This is a genomic window from Maribacter algicola (assembly GCF_003933245.1).
Classification (GTDB): Bacteria; Bacteroidota; Bacteroidia; order Flavobacteriales; family Flavobacteriaceae; genus Maribacter; species Maribacter algicola.
On record NZ_QUSX01000001.1, the window covers coordinates 1,977,099 to 1,996,875 of the forward strand.

Annotated in this window: 16 protein-coding genes; 9 read left to right on the forward strand and 7 right to left on the reverse strand. The window is 42.9% G+C overall.

The window, feature by feature from the left end; translation table 11 throughout:
• Nucleotides 1-334: 334 nt before the first annotated feature.
• Both rpsU and DZC72_RS08365 read right to left on the reverse strand, forming a co-directional pair.
• Nucleotides 335-532 (reverse strand): 30S ribosomal protein S21, encoded by a 198-nt coding sequence (rpsU, locus tag DZC72_RS08360; protein ID WP_125222373.1) that lies wholly within the window; start codon nt 530-532, stop codon nt 335-337.
• Between the two features lie 15 nt (nt 533-547).
• Nucleotides 548-1,408 (reverse strand): sigma-70 family RNA polymerase sigma factor, encoded by an 861-nt coding sequence (locus DZC72_RS08365; RefSeq protein WP_125222374.1) that lies wholly within the window; start codon nt 1,406-1,408, stop codon nt 548-550.
• A 677-nt stretch (nt 1,409-2,085) separates the two neighbouring features.
• On the opposite strand from DZC72_RS08365, the gene DZC72_RS08370 reads away from it, so the two are divergent.
• The 8 genes from DZC72_RS08370 (at nt 2,086) to DZC72_RS08405 (ending at nt 10,469) form a co-directional block, all read left to right on the forward strand.
• Complete coding sequence (locus tag DZC72_RS08370) at nt 2,086-3,585, forward strand: mandelate racemase/muconate lactonizing enzyme family protein (protein WP_125222375.1); 1,500 nt, start codon at nt 2,086-2,088, stop codon at nt 3,583-3,585.
• Between the two features lie 180 nt (nt 3,586-3,765).
• On the forward strand, nt 3,766-4,704 hold the full coding sequence (locus tag DZC72_RS08375) for an RraA family protein (protein WP_125222376.1): 939 nt from the start codon (nt 3,766-3,768) through the stop codon (nt 4,702-4,704).
• A 36-nt stretch (nt 4,705-4,740) separates the two neighbouring features.
• Nucleotides 4,741-5,193 (forward strand): nuclear transport factor 2 family protein, encoded by a 453-nt coding sequence (locus DZC72_RS08380; protein WP_165869289.1) that lies wholly within the window; start codon nt 4,741-4,743, stop codon nt 5,191-5,193.
• Nucleotides 5,194-5,240: 47 nt separating this feature from the next.
• On the forward strand, nt 5,241-6,311 hold the full coding sequence (locus DZC72_RS08385; RefSeq protein ID WP_243641679.1) for a bile acid:sodium symporter family protein: 1,071 nt from the start codon (nt 5,241-5,243) through the stop codon (nt 6,309-6,311).
• 35 nt (nt 6,312-6,346) lie between these two features.
• Nucleotides 6,347-7,627, forward strand: a complete 1,281-nt coding sequence (locus DZC72_RS08390) for a mandelate racemase/muconate lactonizing enzyme family protein (RefSeq protein WP_125222378.1) — start codon at nt 6,347-6,349, stop codon at nt 7,625-7,627.
• 27 nt (nt 7,628-7,654) lie between these two features.
• Nucleotides 7,655-8,590, forward strand: coding sequence for an RraA family protein (locus DZC72_RS08395; RefSeq protein ID WP_125222379.1), 936 nt, complete (start codon nt 7,655-7,657; stop codon nt 8,588-8,590).
• 102 nt (nt 8,591-8,692) lie between these two features.
• The gene (locus DZC72_RS08400; protein WP_125222380.1) at nt 8,693-9,133 is read left to right on the forward strand and encodes a hypothetical protein; all 441 of its coding nucleotides are present in this window, start codon (nt 8,693-8,695) and stop codon (nt 9,131-9,133) included.
• 130 nt (nt 9,134-9,263) lie between these two features.
• Nucleotides 9,264-10,469: a fumarylacetoacetate hydrolase family protein gene (locus DZC72_RS08405; RefSeq protein WP_207891718.1), complete on the forward strand. Its 1,206-nt coding sequence runs from the start codon at nt 9,264-9,266 to the stop codon at nt 10,467-10,469.
• 97 nt (nt 10,470-10,566) lie between these two features.
• Here the strand turns inward: DZC72_RS08405 and DZC72_RS08410 are convergent, their stop codons facing one another.
• On the reverse strand, nt 10,567-10,809 hold the full coding sequence (locus DZC72_RS08410; protein ID WP_125222381.1) for a hypothetical protein: 243 nt from the start codon (nt 10,807-10,809) through the stop codon (nt 10,567-10,569).
• A gap of 35 nt (nt 10,810-10,844) precedes the next feature.
• Here DZC72_RS08410 and DZC72_RS08415 point away from each other — a divergent pair, with 35 nt between their 5' ends.
• Nucleotides 10,845-13,970 (forward strand): WD40/YVTN/BNR-like repeat-containing protein, encoded by a 3,126-nt coding sequence (locus DZC72_RS08415; RefSeq protein WP_125222382.1) that lies wholly within the window; start codon nt 10,845-10,847, stop codon nt 13,968-13,970.
• A gap of 5 nt (nt 13,971-13,975) precedes the next feature.
• On the opposite strand, the gene DZC72_RS08420 is transcribed toward DZC72_RS08415, so the two are convergent.
• The 4 genes from DZC72_RS08420 to DZC72_RS08435 form a co-directional block, all read right to left on the reverse strand.
• Complete coding sequence (locus tag DZC72_RS08420; protein ID WP_125222383.1) at nt 13,976-15,427, reverse strand: aldo/keto reductase; 1,452 nt, start codon at nt 15,425-15,427, stop codon at nt 13,976-13,978.
• Between the two features lie 3 nt (nt 15,428-15,430).
• Nucleotides 15,431-16,918 (reverse strand): APC family permease, encoded by a 1,488-nt coding sequence (locus DZC72_RS08425; protein ID WP_125222384.1) that lies wholly within the window; start codon nt 16,916-16,918, stop codon nt 15,431-15,433.
• Nucleotides 16,919-16,943: 25 nt separating this feature from the next.
• Nucleotides 16,944-18,590 (reverse strand): DUF885 domain-containing protein, encoded by a 1,647-nt coding sequence (locus DZC72_RS08430; protein WP_125222385.1) that lies wholly within the window; start codon nt 18,588-18,590, stop codon nt 16,944-16,946.
• Nucleotides 18,591-18,860: 270 nt separating this feature from the next.
• Nucleotides 18,861-19,700: a universal stress protein gene (locus tag DZC72_RS08435; RefSeq protein ID WP_125222386.1), complete on the reverse strand. Its 840-nt coding sequence runs from the start codon at nt 19,698-19,700 to the stop codon at nt 18,861-18,863.
• Nucleotides 19,701-19,777 lie beyond the last annotated feature (77 nt).

Genomic DNA, 19,777 nt, shown 5'->3' on the forward strand with positions numbered 1-19,777 from the left:
TTTTTTTTCGTGAAAAAAGTATGTGTGTATTTGTGCATGGTTTTGAACGGCATTCCTAGAAAATATTTTTTAATATAAGTTACCTTCCAGTTCAAATGCCCTAGACTTGTTCTATATACTTCTCTTACATTGCTTTCTCTTTTTACATAAATAATCTTCATTCTTCGGTTTTTGTAAGTGCATAACATAAGATTCTGAACGGTCTTTACAAATTGACCATGTTAAGCTTATGTTATTTTGATTATCAAGTAGTTAATCCTTAATTCGCACCAATTCTTATTAAGGTATCGTTAGATTTGACACCCATTAAGAGCCATATTGGTAATCCCAAAAATTATTGGTCTTCGTTCTCTAAAATATATTGTTGCCTATATTCCGCCTTTTGAAGGGCCTCTCTCCTTTCAGTGGATTGTTTTTTGTAATGTTTATTCTCTTTTATTTGGTCCAGCACCTTTGTTTTTCTGTATTTTCTTTTGTAACGTTTTAAGGCTCTCTCAATGGATTCTCCTTCTTTTACTTCTATTTTTAACATGTTTCTTTTTTTGGATTATAAATAACTTCTCAATACTTTATTTCTGGACTTTTTTCTTAATGCACGCAGTCCTTTTTCGCGTACTTGTCTCACTCGCTCCCGGGTAATATCAAATAAATCGCCTATTTCTGAGAGGCTCATTGGAGGTTCCTTGCCTATACCATAAAACAGGCGGATTACATCGCGCTGTCTTTCAGGTATTGTTTCCAAGGCTTGATGTATGTCTGTTTGCAACGATTCTTTCATCATTTTTTCATCCGGTTTATCCGCGTCCTTGGAGGAAAGTACGTCATAGAGGTTGGATGATTCTTCCTCCTTAAAGGGAGCATCCAATGAAAGTGACCTCCCAGAAATTTTGATAGAACTTTCCACCTTTCTTTCGCTCATATCCAATTCAGATGCTATTTCCGATGGATTTGGTGCACGTTCCAATTGCTGTTCCAATGAAGAATACACCTTGTAGATTTTGGTGTTCGTCGCAATTTTGTTTTGTGGTAATCGGATAGATTTTCCATTCTTGGACAGAGCCTGTAAAATAGATTGACGGATCCACCAGACGGCATAGGAAATAAATTTAAAGCCCCGTGTTTCGTCAAATCGCTTTGCTGCCTTGACCAGTCCCAAATTTCCTTCGTTGATCAAGTCTGTTAAACTTAATCCCCTATTTTGATATTGTTTGGCAGCAGAAACAACAAATCGTAGGTTGGCATTTACCAATTTTTCCAAAGCTTTTTGGTCTCCCTCTTTTATTCTTTGGGCTAGTTTCACCTCTTCATCAGCCGTAATCAGTTCGATTTTGCTTATCTCTTGAAAGTACTTTTCAAGTGACTTGGTGTCACGGTTCGTAATTTGCTTTGTAATTTTTAGTTGACGCATAAAGTGTTTTGGGTTATGACTTACATATAACCTACACCTTTTATCAAAAAATCCAAATTAAGGATCAAAAACCTTCGGTTTTTAATGAAATCAGTCAATATTTTGCTGAGAATCATTCAATATAGGCAGATAATGAATGATTATACTCGAATCCAATAGATACATAAAATGGGAACTCCAGGCAGCCCCAGTTCATTTCTAAGTGCATTTGGGTAATAGGACTACCTTTTTATCTAATAAATTTTCTGTCCTGTACTTTGAATTACATTTATTGAAAAACTTCATAATGACATTTTATTTGTTAAAATATTTAAGATGTAATATTTATATTGCACAAATAGTATCAATTTAATACATTGGATTTGTTAGGTGTGTAAAATACAATTATTGAATGGGAGTGATGCCTAATTTAAAAGATATATCCTAAGATTCTAATTACCTATCCATTGGAAAACCCAAGCAAAATACTTCTGGAGAAATTGTTTTTGGAACATTATAAACAATGGGGTTTATGAACCGTTTGCCTTTTTTGGAATATTGATATGTTCTACCGCAAAAATAGCCTTTTAACAACGAAATCTTCAACAAGCGGTTTCTAGAATGGGACCTGATAATTTGGATACCAAAGTAAGGTGGGACGTGGATTAACAAGTATACAAGTTTAATAATAGATAAGAATGAAATCAATTCTAAAACAGATCATAGAGAAGAACAAACTGGAAGAGAAGCATCTTTTTCAATCTAGAAAGTCGGAACTTGAAAACCCTAAGACCCCGGACGAAAGAAGAAACTTCCTAAAGAAGACGGCTTTGGGTGGAATAGCGATGACCGGAATGATCGGACTTGGGATAGAGGATACAATAGCCCAAACGACTTCTAAGGTTAGCCGTATGTCCGCACCTTCAGACCTCAAGATAACTGACATGCGATATGCCTTGACCAATGTCATGGGTGGTACCGCTATTATAAAAATAGAAACCAATCAAGGTATCTACGGTCTGGGTGAGGTTAGGGATGCGGCTGATGTTCGCTATGCTCTTTTTCTTAAGAGCAGAATCCTTGGGGAAAACCCTTGTAACGTCGAGAAGATATTTAAGAGTATCAAGCAATTTGGGGGTCCCGCAAGACAAGCGGGCGGTGTCTGTGCCGTAGAAATGGCCCTCTGGGATATTTGCGGAAAGGCCTACAACGTTCCCGCTTGGCAACTGCTTGGTGGAAGATATAGGGACAAGGTTAGGCTATATGCGGATACACCCGAAGCATCATCCCCCGAAGAACAAAAAAGATTGATAGACTTTAGGGTAAATGAGCAAGGATATACTTGGTTGAAAATGGATGTTTCTATAGGGGAGCTCAGGGGAAAACCTGGAACCGTTGTGAATGGTAAGTTTTGGGAAAATGATAAGGGTGTTTTGGCTCAATGGGGAGATCGAAGAAATATGATGTCCTACGGAAATACGATGCATCCTTTCACGCAAATCCAAATCACTGAAAAAGGTTTGGAAGAATTGCAACAGGTAGTTGAGGATGTTCGTAATATGGTGGGCTATGAGATTCCTATTTCCACGGACCATTACGGACACTTTGATTTGAACAACGGTATTCGATTGGCAAAGGCATTGGACAAATACAGATTGGCCTGGTTTGAGGATATGGTACCATGGCAGTACAATGAACAATGGCGCACTATTACGGATGCTATAGAGACGCCAACAACGACTGGTGAGGATATTTATCTTTTAAAGGATTTCCTTCCCTTGATCCATAACAGGGCCGTGGATATTATACATCCGGATTTGGCCTCTTCTGGCGGGCTTTTGGAAACTAAACGAATTGCCGACTATGCCGAGGAATATGGTATAGCCATGGCCATGCATCAGGCTGGTACGCCGGTTTCATTTATGGCCAATGTGCATTGCGCTGCCGCCACTCAAAACTTTTTGGCATTGGAACACCACTCGGTTGACGTTCCCTGGTGGGAAAGTCTGGTAAAAACGGTGGGAGGTTTTAAAATGATAGATAAAGGTTTTGCCACCGTACCACTCACTGCACCAGGTTTGGGTATCGAGTTGGATGAAGAAGTGGTTAAGGCCCATTTGCATCCATCTGATAAGACATTCTTTAAATCCACAGAGGAATGGAATGAACTTAGATCACATGACAGAACATTTAGTTAAGGTTTTAAAATTGTAATTAATAGAACTGAGAAAGAATGTATGAACATTGAAATTTAGAATTTGAGTTAGTTTAAGTTAGGCTGGAGAACACTTCCTTTTTTGGAAGGGTTCTCAGCTTGCTTACAATGGTATCTAAATTTTGTAATACTATAAATCAAGAGAACTTTAATAATTGTAAAAATGAAAAATTTCAAAATTGTAATGGTCTTATGTTGTTTAACATACCATTTCCAAGGCGATGCTCAAGGGGTTACAGGTTCTGCGGAATATATCAAGGAGCTGACTTCCCAATGGAAAGGGGAGCGCTTTGATGATGGAAGACCCAAGGTGTCCGATGCCCTATTAAGTAGAATGAAGAATATACAGATAGAAGAGGCCTGGGGCTTTTTAAGAAGTAGGGGCTACAACAACCAATATGAAGGGGAATGGGAAATAATCCATCCAGAAGGTGTGATGACAGGAAGAGTGGTCACTGCCCAGTATATGCCGTTAAGACCGGACTATCAAAAATTAATAAAAATAAAGGGAGCCGAGGAAAAAAGAGATACCATTGGAGGTAGTAATTCTTGGCCTATTCAACAATTGGTGCCAGGAGACGTTTACGTTGCGGATGGTTACGGTAGAATTATTGATGGGACCCTTATAGGTTCCAATTTGGGGAATGCCATTTATGCCAATTCACAGAACGGGGTCATTTTTGATGGCGGCGTGAGGGACGTTGCGGGCCTTTTGGATATTGAAGGTTTCAATGGATGGCATAAAGGAGCGGACCCATCGTATCTTCAAGAGGAAATGTTAACGTCCATTAATGTGCCCATCCGAATTGGAAGGGCAACGGTATTGCCTGGCGATGTTGTATTGGCCAATAGGCATGGAACCATATTTATTCCTTCCTATTTGGCTTCGGAATTGGTGATTTCCTCTGAAATTGTAGGCTTACGGGATGTTTTCGGATTTCAAAGATTACGGGAAAAGAAATATACAGCGGGTCAAATCGATACCCGTTGGACCGATGAGATCAATGCTGATTTTGAAAACTGGTTAAAATCATATCCCGACAGCAAATTACCTATGACCAGAAAGGAGCTTAACGATTATATGGCTTCCAGAAAAAAATAAATACCAAACCATTAAATAATGAGGAATATGATATCAATGAAGTTGAGATTACATTTCAAGGTTGCCCGTGGACTAGTATTTATTACACTTTTGGGCCTTACTTCTTTAACATCGGCGCAGGGCCCAAATAAGAATGTTTCGGAAATTGAAAAAACAGTTGCGGAATTATATTCGGCCATGGTGGACAAGGATAAAGAAGTTCTGGAGCAATTGACCTCGGAAAAATTGACATATGGCCATTCCAGCGGCTCTTTGGAGAACAAATCTCAATATGTAAACGGGGTACTCAATGGTGCCTTTCAGTTTTCTTCCATTACCCCAAAGGACCAGACCGTTTCGGTAACCGGTAAAGTAGGCGTGGTTCGGCATATTTTTGAAGCCCAAGGAACCAATAATGGTAAACCAGCCGATGTAAGGATTGGCTGTCTATTGATATTTAAAAAAGAAGGCCGATGGAAGCTATTGGCAAGACAGGCTTATAAATTATAACACATATTACCTTGGGAAAAATTACTATTTATTCAATTTCTATAGGATTGGCAGCAGCACTTTTTCTTGTTGTCATAGGTATGATAATTACTGGGAACCTAGACAAGGCCGGCCCATTTATTTTAGGCTTCTTTGCGTTGTTGGCTTTCGGCTTCAATGGTTACGTAAAACTGAGTGGGTTAATTTTTACAACCATGATTTTTGCTGGCGTTACGGCCGCGCTCTATTATCCATCCTATTTTACCAATATTGGGAATTTCAAATTGACCGTTCTTATAATTCCACTTATACAGATTATCATGTTCGGTATGGGAACCACCATGAGTCTTAAGGATTTCGCAGCTGTTTTTCAATCGCCAAAAGGAGTGGTCATAGGAGTATCTGCCCAATTGCTCGTAATGCCATTAATTGGCTACTTTTTGGCGCAGATCAGTAATTTTCCACCTGAAATTGCCGCGGGTATCGTTCTTATAGGCTGCTCTCCCAGTGGTGTGGCTTCCAATGTAATGGCTTTTTTGGCCAATGCGAATGTAGCTTTATCCATTACCATCACCTCCATAGCCACCCTCTTGGCGCCTTTTCTCACCCCACTTATGATGAAAGTATTTGCCGGCGAGTTCATAGAAATCGATGTGCTTTCCATGATGTGGAGCATAATTAAAATGATTATTCTACCCATTGGAGCGGGACTAATTGTAAATAAGATTTTGGGTAAAAACGCAAATTTTATAGGAAAAGCCATGCCGTTGGTATCCATGTTGGCCATAGGTCTGATTATCACCATTATTACTGCTGCAGGAAGGGACAGTTTATTGGAAATAGGGGGTATACTTATGTTATTGGTACTAATACACAATATTTTCGGATACTTCCTGGGGTATTGGTATGCCAAACTATTTAAGATGTCTGAAGAGGATGCAAGGACAATAGCAATTGAAGTAGGAATGCAAAACGGAGGTTTAGCTTCGGGTATCGCGAACAGTCTAGGTAAAATTGCCACCATGGGGCTGGCCCCGGCAGTTTTTGGGCCGTTAATGAACGTAACTGGATCTATATTGGCTTCTTATTGGCACGGAAAACCTACGGTAAAGCAACCCAACACAATAAAGGTCAATTAGCAAAGAAAAACGATGTAAAAAAATCAAAAGAACCAATGAAAAATTCAAGAAGATCTTTTATCTCCAAATCCCTAATGGCCGGTGCCGGATTGGGTATGGTATCAAGTACGTATGGTAACGAGTATGTAACGGCGATTGATAAAAATCCAAAACTTTCCTCACCCTCTGACTTAAAGATTACCGATGTAAAATGCGGTTTTATTCGTCGGGGTAGTGGACTGTTTGTAAAAATATATACCAACCAAGGAATTTATGGATGCGGAGAGGGTGTTGATGCCGTACCCGGAACCTACCATTTGGTCAAAAGAATGGGACACTTTTTAAGGGACCAAAGTCCGTTCAATGTCCATAAAATATTTGAAGATATTCGCCGCGCAGGTCATTTTGGAGGTGCGCAGTCTGGAACTTATGTAGCTGTGCTTTCCGCTATAGAGACCGCTTTATGGGACTTGGCCGGCAAAGCATTGGATTTACCGGTTTATAAGTTGCTGGGTGGTAAATTCAGGGATAAGGTAAGAGTGTATTGTGATACCGCGCTTTATCGAGTTCGTTTTCCTTCTCCGGATGATTTTGCCACTGCGGCCAGAGATGCCATTAGTAATTGGGGCTTTAACGCATTGAAATTCGATTTGGATTATGCGAGCGATCCTGATAAATATGATCGCTATAATTGGACCGCCAGTCCGGGTGAGATTATACGAATGTATGATCAACTTGCTGCGGTTAGGGAAGCGGTAGGACCAAAAATAGATTTATGTGTGGATATGCATGGACGATATGATCATGTGACCGCCCAGACCATTGCCAAAAAAGTAGAAGATTTAAATCTAACTTGGTTGGAAGAGCCTATTCCAGCAGAAAATTTTGACGCATTCAAAACACTTGCGGAGGAAACAAGCACACCCATTTCAGCGGGTGAAAACGTATACTTAGGTCACGGATTTAAACAATTGCTGGACAATGGAGTGGACATCATCATGCCAGACCTTCAAAAATGTGGGGGCCTAGGGGAAGGACAGCGCATTGCCAACCTCGCCAATTTATACTATGTACCCTTCTCACCACATATGGTGGCTTCCTTCTTGGGTGCCATGGCATGTGCCCATGTGTGTGCCTCGGTTCCCAATTTCCATTTAATGGAATGGCAATCCTACTTCCACACAGACCCTATGTTCAAGGAAATAGTGACCTATGATGAAGCGGATTGGGTGAAGGACAGTTTTGTGAAGGTTTCCGATAAACCAGGTATTGGAGTGGATATCAATGAGGACGCCATGCGAAAGTATGCCCCCGAAGGCATTCCATTTTTTGAATAATCAATAACACATAAAATAGAGACGATTATGTTACAAAGAAAGTATATGCTGTTAGTGGTGCTGATCGGTTTGGCGACCCAGATGATGGGGCAACAGATTAGTAAGGAAGAACTTATTTTTTTAACTCCACAGTGGACAGGAGAACGCTTTGAGGATGGAAGACCCAAAGTGTCCGATGCCTTATTGGAAAGGATAAAGTCTGTTAGTGTGGAGGAGGCCTGGGCCGTAATGAAAAACGAAGGCTATCGGTATCAAATTGCCGAAGACTGGAAACTGATCAATCCCGATAGTGTTTTGGTAGGTCGCGCGGTCACCGCAACGTTCATGCCCGGCCGCCCAGATGTTTGGAAAGCCATTGATGACCGGGGAAAAGCACAGGGAAAACGTGGTCAAAACACCTGGCCCGTGGATATATTGGTAAATGGCGATGTGTACGTTGCAGACCAATTTGGTGCGGATAAGGACGGACCTACCATTGGGGACAACGTAGGCAATGCAATTTATGCAAAGACCGGAAATGGAATTGTTTATGATGGAGCTTTAAGGGATGTTGAGGGACTCATGGAAATAGGAGGTTTTACTTCCTATTACACCAGTTATGACGCTTCCCACCATAATCCACCGGGTGATTTGAACACGATGCTCATAGGAATCAATCAACCTACGAGAATCCGTACTGTAACCGTAATGCCCGGTGATGTAGTATTGGGAAAAATGGGTGTGGTAACTTTCATACCACCGCATTTGGCCGAGAAGGTGGCGACGACCTCAGAAGTTGTTCGTTTGCGCGATATGTTCGGACATCAACGTATAAAGGAGGGTGTTTATACTGCGGGCCAAATCGATACTCGTTGGGCCGATGAAATTGAAAAGGATTTCAGCAAATGGCTCAATGAACATATTGATGAATTACCTGTTTCCAGGGAACAAATCCAAGAAATATTGAAGAAGAGAACTTGGTAAGATCTAGAACAATCTAATAAGATTAAGTTGCCATGGCGAATATTCTATATTTCGCCATAGTATGCTTTACTTGCATTATACACCATGTCAACTAAACAATTATTGAATAAATTATCTGTACTAATTCTCGTACCATCCTTTTTAAGCGTCATGGTAGGATGTCAAACGAAGACAGAGAAAACAACCCGGCACACTACCTGGTCCCAATATGGTGGAAGCCCTGACCAATCCAAATACTTTGAATCACCAATCATTACCAAAGCCAATGTGGGTGAATTGGAACTGCTTTGGAGCTATCCTTCTGGAGATGACCGATTTTATTTTTTTAGTCCCATTATCGTGGATAGTACCATGTATGTACTGGGAAAAAATAGTTCTCTAATCGCTATTCATGCCAAAACAGGTAAAGAATTTTGGATACACACAGACCTACCCGGTATTTCCCGTAGGGGCATTAATTATTGGGAAAGCGAGGATAGAATTAAAAAGGGTTTGCCGTTTCTTGCATGCACCTTAATACGGTTTTTTATTTTTAGAATTTGAAAGGAATGAGGCTCAGTTTTTTTAATTGAACTTTTGGCAGGGAACCGGTAAAGATGCCTAAAAGTCCTTTAGCTGGCACCTGACTTATTTGGAATAGCATAGTTTAGATTATAAAAAAAATTAATTATCAATGGAATACATGGAAAATAATCAGATAATTCCCGAAATGGCAAAAGAAGGCACGTGGATAGGAAGATGTTACATTCCAAAAAAAATAGCCTATAATAATATAGCGGGGCCGCACGTCATTTGGGCATATAAGGGGATGGTTTATGACGTATCACGCTATTACAAATCCACCAGTGAATTGGTCAATGATGGCTCCTATATGAAGGTTTTGAACACGGATGATCCCAACATTTCGCAGGTGGGAAACCTGGAAGACATCTTGGACAATTCGTTTTATCAAAACAGGGATGGGAACAAACCCTATCTACTTGCACCAAACGATACTCAGGCGGTAAAGGCTTGTGGGGTTACGTTTATTAAAAGTCTTTTGGAACGGGTCATTGAGGAAAAGGCAAAGGGGGACCCTCGATTGGCAAATCAGATCAGGGAAGAGATTACCGCTACCATTGGGGAAGGACTCAATAACGTAAGACCTGGTTCTGCGCATGCAATGAAGTTGAAGGAGGAATTAAAGAAACGAGGAATATGGTCCCAATATTTAGAAGTGGGTATAGGCCCAGATGCCGAAGTGTTCACTAAGTCCCAACCATTTTCGGCCGTAGGCTACGGTGCCGAAGTAGGAATACACCATGATTCCGGTTGGAACAATCCCGAACCTGAGGTGGTACTGGTGGTTACCAACAAGGGCGAAATTGTAGGTGCAACATTGGGTAACGACGTTAATCTAAGGGACTTTGAAGGCAGAAGCGCCTTGTTGTTGGGAGAGGCAAAGGACCAAAACGGCTCTTGTGCAATTGGGCCTTTGTTCAGAATGTTGGACGAAACATTTACGCTGGAAGACGTAAAGACTTCCAAGGTATCTTTAAAAATTGAAGGCAAGGATGGATTTATTTTGGAGGATTCCAGTGATATGGGCGAAATAAGCAGGTCACCAGAGGAATTGGTGGCCCAGGTCCTGAGTGACAATCATCAATATCCGGACGGGTTTGTACTATTTTGCGGAACGATGTTCGCCCCCACCTTGGACAGGGACGCAGAAGGCATGGGCTTTACCCATAAGTTAAATGATAAAGTGGTTATCGCATCGCCTAAATTGGGTCAATTGACCAATTGGGTCAATATGACGAATAAGATTCCCCGATGGGAATTCGGAATCAATGCTTTTGTGGATTATACCTTAAGGAGAATGAATACCCCAGTAGGGTAAATAAAAATACTCTAAATAATAAAAAAGGCCGAATGCATCCGTTTTTTTCGATGATGGAATTCGGCCCAAAAATGGTTGGTATTAAAAAGGTCTTTGGTTACTCAAATTTGGAAGCATCCAGATTAAAGAATCGTACCGCATTATTAAAGAATATAACACGTTTTTGATATTCAGAAAGGTAATATGCATTATCAATAACACTAATCGAAGTTTTCAATAGGCCGAACCAAATCATTAAATCGATTTCATATAAAATTCTTTTGGCAAAGCCCTTCTGCCCCCAGGTTTTACGATACGTATGAATCTCTTTATTCTGATTGCTCCATATATATTTGGCCAAATCAATTATTTTTGACAGTAACGAAAACATTACGGATGAAAGTTAGCGTATTGAAAACTGCCCTATTCGCCATATTTTGTTTAAGCTTGGCAAGTGCCCAACAAATCGACTTTTCAAAACTACAGAATCTAAAGATCAGGAATGTAGGTCCGGCGAATATGAGTGGCAGGATAACGGCCATTGATGTTGTGACCGATAATCCCAAAATCATGTATGTGGGGGCCGCCTCCGGTGGTGTATGGAAATCTGAGAATGGTGGTTCTGCTTGGAAACCTGTTTTTGATAACCAACCGACCCAAAATATTGGCGCCTTGGCCATCCAACAAAACAATCCCAATGTGATTTGGGTAGGTACAGGCGAAGGAAACCCAAGAAACTCGATGAATTTGGGCATGGGAATTTTCAAAAGTGAGGACGCAGGTAAAAGTTGGAAGCATTTGGGCCTGGAAGCTACCAAGACCATCCATAGGATAATTATTGACCCTACTGATCCAGATATTGTCTATGTGGGTGCCATGGGAGATCCTTTTACGGCCAATCAGGATAGGGGATTGTATAAAACCATCGATGGCGGTACCCATTGGGAGAGAATTTTACATACCAATGAAAGATCTGGCGTTGCGGACATGGTCATGGACCCAAGAAATCCAAACAGGTTGTTCGTGGCCCTATACGAGCATGAACGCACACCGTATTATTTTACGTCCGGTGGGGAAGGTTCCGGACTTTTTGTGAGCGAGGACGCAGGAAAAAACTGGAAGAAATTAGGGACAGATGAAGGCCTTCCTTCGGGCGATTTAGGCCGAATCGGGCTGGCGATGGCCCCTTCCAACCCCAATAGAATGTATGCTAAGATTGAGGCGAAAAAGAACGCTATTTACCGAAGTGAAGATTCGGGAGCGCATTGGGAATTGATCAATGAAAATCCAAAATTTGCCAATAACCGACCTTTTTATTTTCAGGACTTGGCGGTGGATACGGAAGATGCCGATCGCGTCTATAATATATATCAGCCCTTATCCGTCAGTTATGACGGGGCCGTGACTTTTGATACGATCCCCATGATTCCCGCCGATGAGACCAAGGGTATCCATGCCGATTTCCATACCTTTTGGGTCAATCCCAAGGATGCGAAACACTTCATCATTGGGGGCGATGGCGGTCTGGGCATTACCTATGACCATGGCAAAAGTTGGTATTTTCCAGAGACCATTCCCGTGGCACAGTTCTACCATGTGGGTGTGGATAACGACCGCCCGTATAATGTCTATGGGGGCATGCAGGACAACGGCAATTGGTCCGGCCCGGCCTATACATGGAAACGTGGGGGCATCCGCACGCTCTATTGGCAGTATTTAGTGGGTGGTGATGGTTTTGATATTTCGCCGGATTTGGAAAACTCCCGTTTTGGTTATGGTTCTTCGCAAAATGGAAATTTGTATCGGTACGATAAATTGACGGGCTATTACGTGAACATACAACCTCCCGCACCCGATGTAAAAACAGAGCTACGCTTTAATTGGAACGCCGGTTTTGCGAGGGATCCGTTCAACCCCAATGCAGCCTATTACGGGTCCCAGTTCGTGCATTATACTCCAGACAAAGGGGCTACGTGGCAGGTCATCTCCCCGGACTTATCCACCAATAATCCGGAATACCAAAAAGGGGATTACGGCGGACTCACACTTGATGTTTCCGGGGCGGAACGTTACAGCTCCATCCTTACCATAGCGCCCAGTACGCTGGACGAGCAATTGATTTGGGTAGGTACCGATGACGGTCAGGTGCAATTGACCACTGATGGTGGCAAGAGCTGGACCAATCTTACTTCAAATGTAACCGAAATGCCAGAAGAAGGGTGGATCGCTCAGATTCAGTCATCCACGTATAACAAGGGAACCGCTTGGATGGTGGTCAACAATTATAGAAAAGGCGACTACGAACCCTACCTTTTTAAGACCGATGACTTTGGAAAGACATGGCAGCGAATGGTGAACCGAGATTCGGTACGTGGGTATGCCCTCACCTTTATCCAAGACCCCGTAGAACCCAATTTGGTCTTTTTGGGAACGGAGCACGGTCTTTGGGTAAGTGCCGATGAAGGCCAAGCGTGGACGCAGTTTAAAAACGGTTTTCCTTCCGTATCCACCATGGATTTAAAAATTCAGGAAACCGAGTCGGCCCTTATCGTAGGAACTTTTGGAAGGGCCATTTGGGTGCTGGACGATTTGTTGTCTTTGCGGGAAATTGCGGGTAACCGATTGAAAGACGGACTGACCGCCCTGCCCATGAACGATGCCGTACAGGTCAAGGGGCTTTTTATAAATCCGCCGGGGAATATATGGACCGGGTTTCACACCACTTTTGAGGGCGAGAACAAAGTCTTTCAAAAGACGGAAATTCCCTTTTACCTTTCGGGAACACCCAAGGTGGGGGATGTTGTTAAGGCCGATATTTTTGATCATGAAGGCAACAAAATCAATTCGGTGGAAACCAAAGATCTCAAAGTGGGACTTAATTATATGCTTTGGAAATTGGACGAAAAGTCTAGTTCCCTACTAGGTTCCTGGACGGATGATTTCTCAAGGGATATCCCCGTGCTACCCGGAGACTATACCATCGTCCTGAAGTATGGAAATGTATCCGATACCACCAAAGTAAAAGTGATACCGGATCCACGTTTCGATTTGGACGAGGAAGTAGACCTACAGTTATACAAGTATAGAAAAACGGCGGATGTGCAGGTAAAACAGATTTCGGAGCAACTTACATCCATTGATAAAAAGCAGAAAAAGGTCGAAACGCTTTTAAAGCAATTAGCCGATGCATCGGAAAAATCGAACGCTTCCTTACTACGAAAAATTGACCGAATGAAAACTGACTTAAAAGCCTTGAAAGCAAAAGGTCAGACCCCAAGACCGGAACGCCAGGTAGGGGCTTGGCAATCCTTTGAAACATCGGCCTATTCAAAAATTCGGGAAGTCCTACAGATTGCGGCGGCACAGACCACGGAACCATCCAAACAGCATTGGGAGACCTTGGAGCAGGCAACCCAGTTGATTTCCGATTTTTCTGATGCCGTGGACGATTTTATGAATACCCAGTGGCAGGACTTTGCATCGGCTATCAAAAAATCCGATTTGGACTGGGAAATGGAATAGGTGTATTATTGGCTTAAAACCGCTTCGGCCTCAATTTCCACCATATAGCCTTTGCCCACCAATTTGGCCTCCACCAAGGTATTTGCCGGATTGATGTCTTTAAACCGCTCCCCATGGGCACGGGCCACAGCTTCCCAATCGGATAACTCGTTTACAAAAATTCGGGTACGGATTACATCGGCCAAGGTACCCCCAAAAGAGGTTATGGCGCCTTCAATTTTATCGATGATGAAATGGGTTTGAGCGGCTGGGTCGTTTCCGCCTATTCTCAGGCTGCCATGGGTGGCGGTCGTCCCCGATACATGGATCCTGTTATCCACTTTTACGGCCCTGCAGTATCCCGCATATTCCTCCCATTCCGTGCCGCTAAAAATCTGTTCGCGATTGTGTCCGGTTTTAACTGGGGTAAATGCCTTTGGTATGGTTTCCAAGTGGTCGCTGAGGTCGCCGGATGCCGTTAAAAATGGTGGTTTTCTGTATTCGTCCCCACAGTCGCCAGGAATCATTTGTAATTTCTTTAAGGCATTTTTGATGGTTTCCATATCGGAAGGGTCCAAGGTGATGTCCAACATGTTTCGGTTGTCGTGTATGTGTTCACTTTTACCCAACCGCGCCCCAACGATTACAGCGGCAACGGCCGGATTCTCAAGGATGTACCTAGTAGCGATATTGGCAATGGAGGCCTTGTGTTTGTCCGCCACCGTGCGTACGGTTTTTAGCACGTGCTGATAGGCTTCCCATCCTCCGGCGGCGTCTATGAAGCGCTTGTATTTCATTTGTGACCAGGTGTTCAATTCCGCTTGTTTGGGCTCGGGTTTGCCTAACCAGGCATCGGTCAGAAATCCGCCCGCCAATGTACCAAAGGCCAATAGTTTAACATTGTATTGCCTACAGACCGCGGTCATGTTTCCTAGGGCACGCTGATCGATCAAGGAATGACACACCTGATTACTCACAATAGGGATTCCGCTTGCAAGGGCAATACGTAAATGGGCCGCATCGAAATTGGTAACGCCCAAATGTTTTATGAGCCCTTCGTCCTTTAGTTCCTTTAAATAGAAAAGTCCGTCCAGCCAGCTGGGATCCGGATAGTACCAAGCATGAAATTGCATGAGGTCTATGGATGTTTGCTGCATCCTTTCCAAGGCGGTGTTTACCGCTTCGCGAACTTCTTCCCTCGTAATTTTGCCCGGTTTGGGTACCCATTTGGTAAAAAGTTGCACTTTGTTTTTTTCGGCAAGGTTGTTTTTAAAAGTACCCGAAATGATTTCGCTGGAGCCGTAATGGTCGGCCATATCAAAGGAGGTAAGGCCGGCATCCAGATACGGTTGCATGTATTTAGCGGTTTCCACGGAGTCTAAAGTGGTTCCGTGTCGTTCCATATCGGCAATTTGCCAAAGTCCGGTCACTACACGTGAAATCTCAAAACCATCGGCTAATTCTATTGTTGTATGCATTATTTATTCTTCGGGGAGTTGTAAAAATCGTTTTTTTAAATCAGGTTCATTTTTTGTGAGTCGGACCCAATTATATACAAAGATAGCACTTGCCACACCCATAACGATCAACCAAATGGGAGTGGAGTGAAAATACCATTCGGTGGTATCCGCGGTCATATCCTTATAGGTATGGATGATCAAAAAGGCCGATAGCGATACAATACCCATCCAGCCTATCAGAAGCTGCATCGTCCTATTTTTTAGGACACCGATTCTCTTTGCAATTTCAGGATTTAGTTTTCCGATGGAAACCAGGGTGATGCACATCAACAAAAAATTCACCATCATGGAAGTGACCATGATATCGATACCTAAAAAGAAATCGCCCGCAAAATGGGAGCCCAATACCCCGATGCTGGCCATGCCTCCTGCCGCCCAAAGGGCAACGTGCGGGGTTCGGTTTTTAGGGTGTATTTTGGAAACGGCCTTGGGAAAAATACCGTCCTTTGCCCAAGCGAACATCAATCTGGAGACGGACAAAAGCATGGCAGGTAGATCATTTATAAGTGCAATCGCAGCTCCGGCCAAAATGGCGATTCCCAGACCAGAGGGCAATACATAACTTAAAAGGCCCGGTGCGGAAATGTCCTTACTCATGGCTTCCTGGGCCACATAGCTCCACGGAACGATGTGGTATACCGATGCTGCGAACAAAAAGTAAAACAACCCTACTCCTAAAATGGCCAAAAGAATGGCCGTGGGTAGTGATTTTGTCGGGTTTTTGGCCTCCCCACCTGCCTGGGCGATGGAGTCGAACCCGATAAAACTGGAGAACAATAGGGCAGCGGCCGATAAGAAGATGCGCCAGTCAAAATCGGTCTGTTCGGTGGGCTGAAAAGTGGTTCCGGCCTTGTTTTCAAGGGCCAATAGAAAATCAGATGCGTCGTAGATCAATCCGGCAACGATGACGATACCCCCCAAACCGAACATGAGGAACATCATGGGCAGGACAATGCGTTCGTAACTTTTAATGCCTTGGATGTTGATGGCCACAAAGGCCCAAATGAGACTCAAAGCGATGGATACCCGGATCCATCCAATTTCTAAACTTTGGGAGATTTCTTCCCAACCCAAGGCGAGGGTTACGTCCCTGATGAAGGGAACGGTCACATAGGCAATGACCCCAATGACAATCGAAAGTCCGAACCACTGCGAAAAACTGGCAATAAAACCTAGATAAGGGTTAAGACCTCTGCTGGCGTAAATGTAGCTACCTCCGGCACGTGGCATGGCCGAACCCAAAATCCCATAGGCCAAAGCTGCAAACAGTGCCGGTATGGCCGCAAAGGCAAAGGCCGGGAGCACGTAGGGCCCAATACCAGGAACATTTCGCTGGATCATAAAGGGCACCACGTTGATGGAGGCACCCAACATGGAACAGACCCCCGTAGCGGTAAGGGCCAAAATACCCATTTGACGGGCTAATTTTTTCGGGTTGGCATCGGACATTACGAAATGGATTCGATGGTTGCCACTATTCCTGCCCCAAGTAATTTTCCACGCCTGTCATTTGCCATCGGCCCAAGGAAATAGGAATACTTCCCACTGAATTCAATTCGTCAAAGAAGGCGCGCATTTCAAAAGGCTCGTTATTTGCTTCCTTCATTCTTGCATACTCGGCCATGGTATTTTCCAACAGGTATTTTCCGGTGATGTAGCTGGTGCCGTAGCCGGGCTGCCGTAGATATAGATGTTGTTCAAAAAGCAACAATTCCTTTTCTGTCTTCATCCAGCCCCGTGGGGTATGTTCTGAATGAATGCCCCCGGCCTCCTCCATGGTCATGATATTGGCATGGGCATACAGGGAACCCAATCCCCGGGCTGCGCGCTGGGCTATCATAATATAGACGATTTCCCTGGAACGCGGGGAATCGTCATACAGTCCCGCATCCATGAACATCTCCTCTACGGCCGTGGCCGTACCTTCGTTACGGGAGTCGAAAATATTGTACAAGAGGGGCGTTCGCCTGATTTCACTGGCATGCGGTTCAGTGTCCATACGTGCCAATTCAAACCAATGGTAAAAATGGGAGTAGAGGGGCCGCTGGTCATAATGTGCGGTAATCCAGAAGAAGTTACGCGTTTCACGGGGTACGAACGCACCAAGATGTGCATCTAACGCCGGTTCAAAATAATCCTTTACCGTGACCATTTCATTTTTGTCCAGAAAATCAAGGAGGCTTTTGGCGGCAGCTTTGGCACGACGGTCGTATTCCTCTGGGGAATTGGCATCCGTCAATTCAGGGAGGTTTCTATTCCGATGCTCCTCGAGTTTTAAGGCCGACCAAGCTCGGGAAAGTTCCCGTTTTAAGATCATGACTTCATCTTCCCAGGTCAAAGGAACCAAATGAACGTTTTGTAGGTACCAGGTATAATTTTCCTTCCCGATACCCGACGGACCCGTTTTGGTTGATGCCTCGGCTTCCAACCAACTTGCCAAGTTGTCCGTAGAGGCAATCGCTTCTTCAATGGCCTTTATTAATTTTCGGTCCTTTGATATTCCGGGGAGCTCCTTCATGTCTTCTAGGTTTTTGCTCTGGGTTTTAATATCGCGAATTCCGGCAATCCAAAGGTCCTTGGCATTCCCTGTCAGGTTCAGTTTCGCCTGTTCGTTCAAGGGTGGAATGACCTCTAGTTGTGCCAATAATTTGGTGCGTTGTTCCTTGTTCAACGGAAACTCATAGGTCCAAAGATCTATGATGGCATGATGGGTTGGGCCTTCGTGCGCGGGAACATCGCTGCGGGCCGTCCAAATGGTGGCATAAAAGGCGGGGTCGCGCTGCCAGGGTTTCAGGATGCGGTGGTTAAAGTCGTACCCGTTCATTTCGGCGTTTACGATACGCCAATCTACCTGATGCGGTATGGACCAGTCTGTGGTATCCATCTCTAGCAGCTTTTTATGAAGGGTTTGGAATGCCGGCCACCTTTTGTCAAAGGTTTCCTGGGTGTAATCCGGTGCGCCATCCCGTAAAGGAGGGTTTTCAAAGGTTCTCCACTCCTTAAAAAAAGCGGTCAAATCCTGGTATGTATTAGATGAATTTTGAGCATTCAGGGTTGTTGTAAAAAGGGAGACAAATAGAATATGAAATATGTTTTTTTTGATAATGGAAATAGTTTTCATTTAAGGTTTGTTTTGGTAGGACCGTTTTTACGAATTAAATATAGTGTCAAAATCGACCATAATTTAAATGTAATTATTGGTTTATTTTAGATTGCGAAAAGATTAATTGGAATTTTAGTTGTTACGGGCTAAAATGAAATTTATTTTGTAGCTCTTAAAGTACTTAATCGCACCAAGGCAACAGTTTCTTTGCTTTGCTAGTGGGTATTTCAAATTTGTTTACAGTATTCTATATAAACTTAACTCACTTTTTAAAAAAGAATTTTGATTTCAGTGTAGGGCCAAGATTGGTACTATGGCCTTATAACCAATTTCCTTCACCAATGGTTTGGAAAAGACACTATTGAAGAAAAAGTGCTTGTGATTTATAAATGCAATCATATCGCTATTTCTACTTTCAACAAATGAAGTTATGCCTTCTGCTACGTCATTTTCAGTTAGGTTATGAAAGTCATGCTTTATTGGTTCCATAATAGCATGCAATAATTGCTTATTGCTTTCTTGTAGTTCAGTTAAATCATGTTTTTTACTTACATATAACACTCTTACAGTTGATTCAAACATTTTTGCAATCTCAATAAGGTAGCTAAGTTTCCGTCGTTTAAAAGTGGCTTTATAATTTGTTGGAAAAACAATTTCTTTTGGGATAGAAAACTGTACGTTTTTGGGTACGGCCATAACCGGGCATTCTCTAATCTTTTCCATTGCTTTTACGGTATTGCTTCCAAAAATGACGCCCTTTGTTCCAGAAGCTCCTTGGGTACCCAATACTATTAAATCAATGTCTTTTTCAGCAATTGTACGCTTTATCGCTTCAGAAAGATAATTAAAGGTGGAAATTGTATGAAAGGCATGTTTGGGATTGTCGTTATGTAGCTTCAACATATCCAAGAGTTTTAGAAAAGAATCATGGGATTTTGCTTGGGCAGTCCTGTATTCCGCGCTATCAGGTTCAGGAAAAGATAGTGATTTGGTCGTATAGCCGTCCAAGCTGAAAACGTTTAGAAAGTAGAATTCACAATTCAATTTCGAATAAAGGTCAAGTGCATATCTAGCAGCGTTTAATGCATTTTTTGAAAAATCCGTAGGAATTAATATTCTTTTGTCCATGATAGCATATTGTTTACTATGAGTTTTTATTTTTTTACTTAAGAATTACGAACATTATACCTGAACAAATACAATGG

What these genes read in the sequence shown, in the direction of transcription:
- rpsU (WP_125222373.1), bottom strand. Translation starts at nt 532, where the DNA reads ATGTTAAAAATAGAAGTAAAAGAAGGAGAATCCATTGAGAGAGCCTTA.
- DZC72_RS08365 (WP_125222374.1), bottom strand. Translation starts at nt 1,408, where the DNA reads ATGCGTCAACTAAAAATTACAAAGCAAATTACGAACCGTGACACCAAG.
- DZC72_RS08370 (WP_125222375.1), top strand. Translation starts at nt 2,086, where the DNA reads ATGAAATCAATTCTAAAACAGATCATAGAGAAGAACAAACTGGAAGAG.
- DZC72_RS08375 (WP_125222376.1), top strand. Translation starts at nt 3,766, where the DNA reads ATGAAAAATTTCAAAATTGTAATGGTCTTATGTTGTTTAACATACCAT.
- DZC72_RS08380 (WP_165869289.1), top strand. Translation starts at nt 4,741, where the DNA reads ATGAAGTTGAGATTACATTTCAAGGTTGCCCGTGGACTAGTATTTATT.
- DZC72_RS08390 (WP_125222378.1), top strand. Translation starts at nt 6,347, where the DNA reads ATGAAAAATTCAAGAAGATCTTTTATCTCCAAATCCCTAATGGCCGGT.
- DZC72_RS08395 (WP_125222379.1), top strand. Translation starts at nt 7,655, where the DNA reads ATGTTACAAAGAAAGTATATGCTGTTAGTGGTGCTGATCGGTTTGGCG.
- DZC72_RS08405 (WP_207891718.1), top strand. Translation starts at nt 9,264, where the DNA reads ATGGAATACATGGAAAATAATCAGATAATTCCCGAAATGGCAAAAGAA.
- DZC72_RS08415 (WP_125222382.1), top strand. Translation starts at nt 10,845, where the DNA reads ATGAAAGTTAGCGTATTGAAAACTGCCCTATTCGCCATATTTTGTTTA.
- DZC72_RS08420 (WP_125222383.1), bottom strand. Translation starts at nt 15,427, where the DNA reads ATGCATACAACAATAGAATTAGCCGATGGTTTTGAGATTTCACGTGTA.
- DZC72_RS08425 (WP_125222384.1), bottom strand. Translation starts at nt 16,918, where the DNA reads ATGTCCGATGCCAACCCGAAAAAATTAGCCCGTCAAATGGGTATTTTG.
- DZC72_RS08430 (WP_125222385.1), bottom strand. Translation starts at nt 18,590, where the DNA reads ATGAAAACTATTTCCATTATCAAAAAAAACATATTTCATATTCTATTT.
- DZC72_RS08435 (WP_125222386.1), bottom strand. Translation starts at nt 19,700, where the DNA reads ATGGACAAAAGAATATTAATTCCTACGGATTTTTCAAAAAATGCATTA.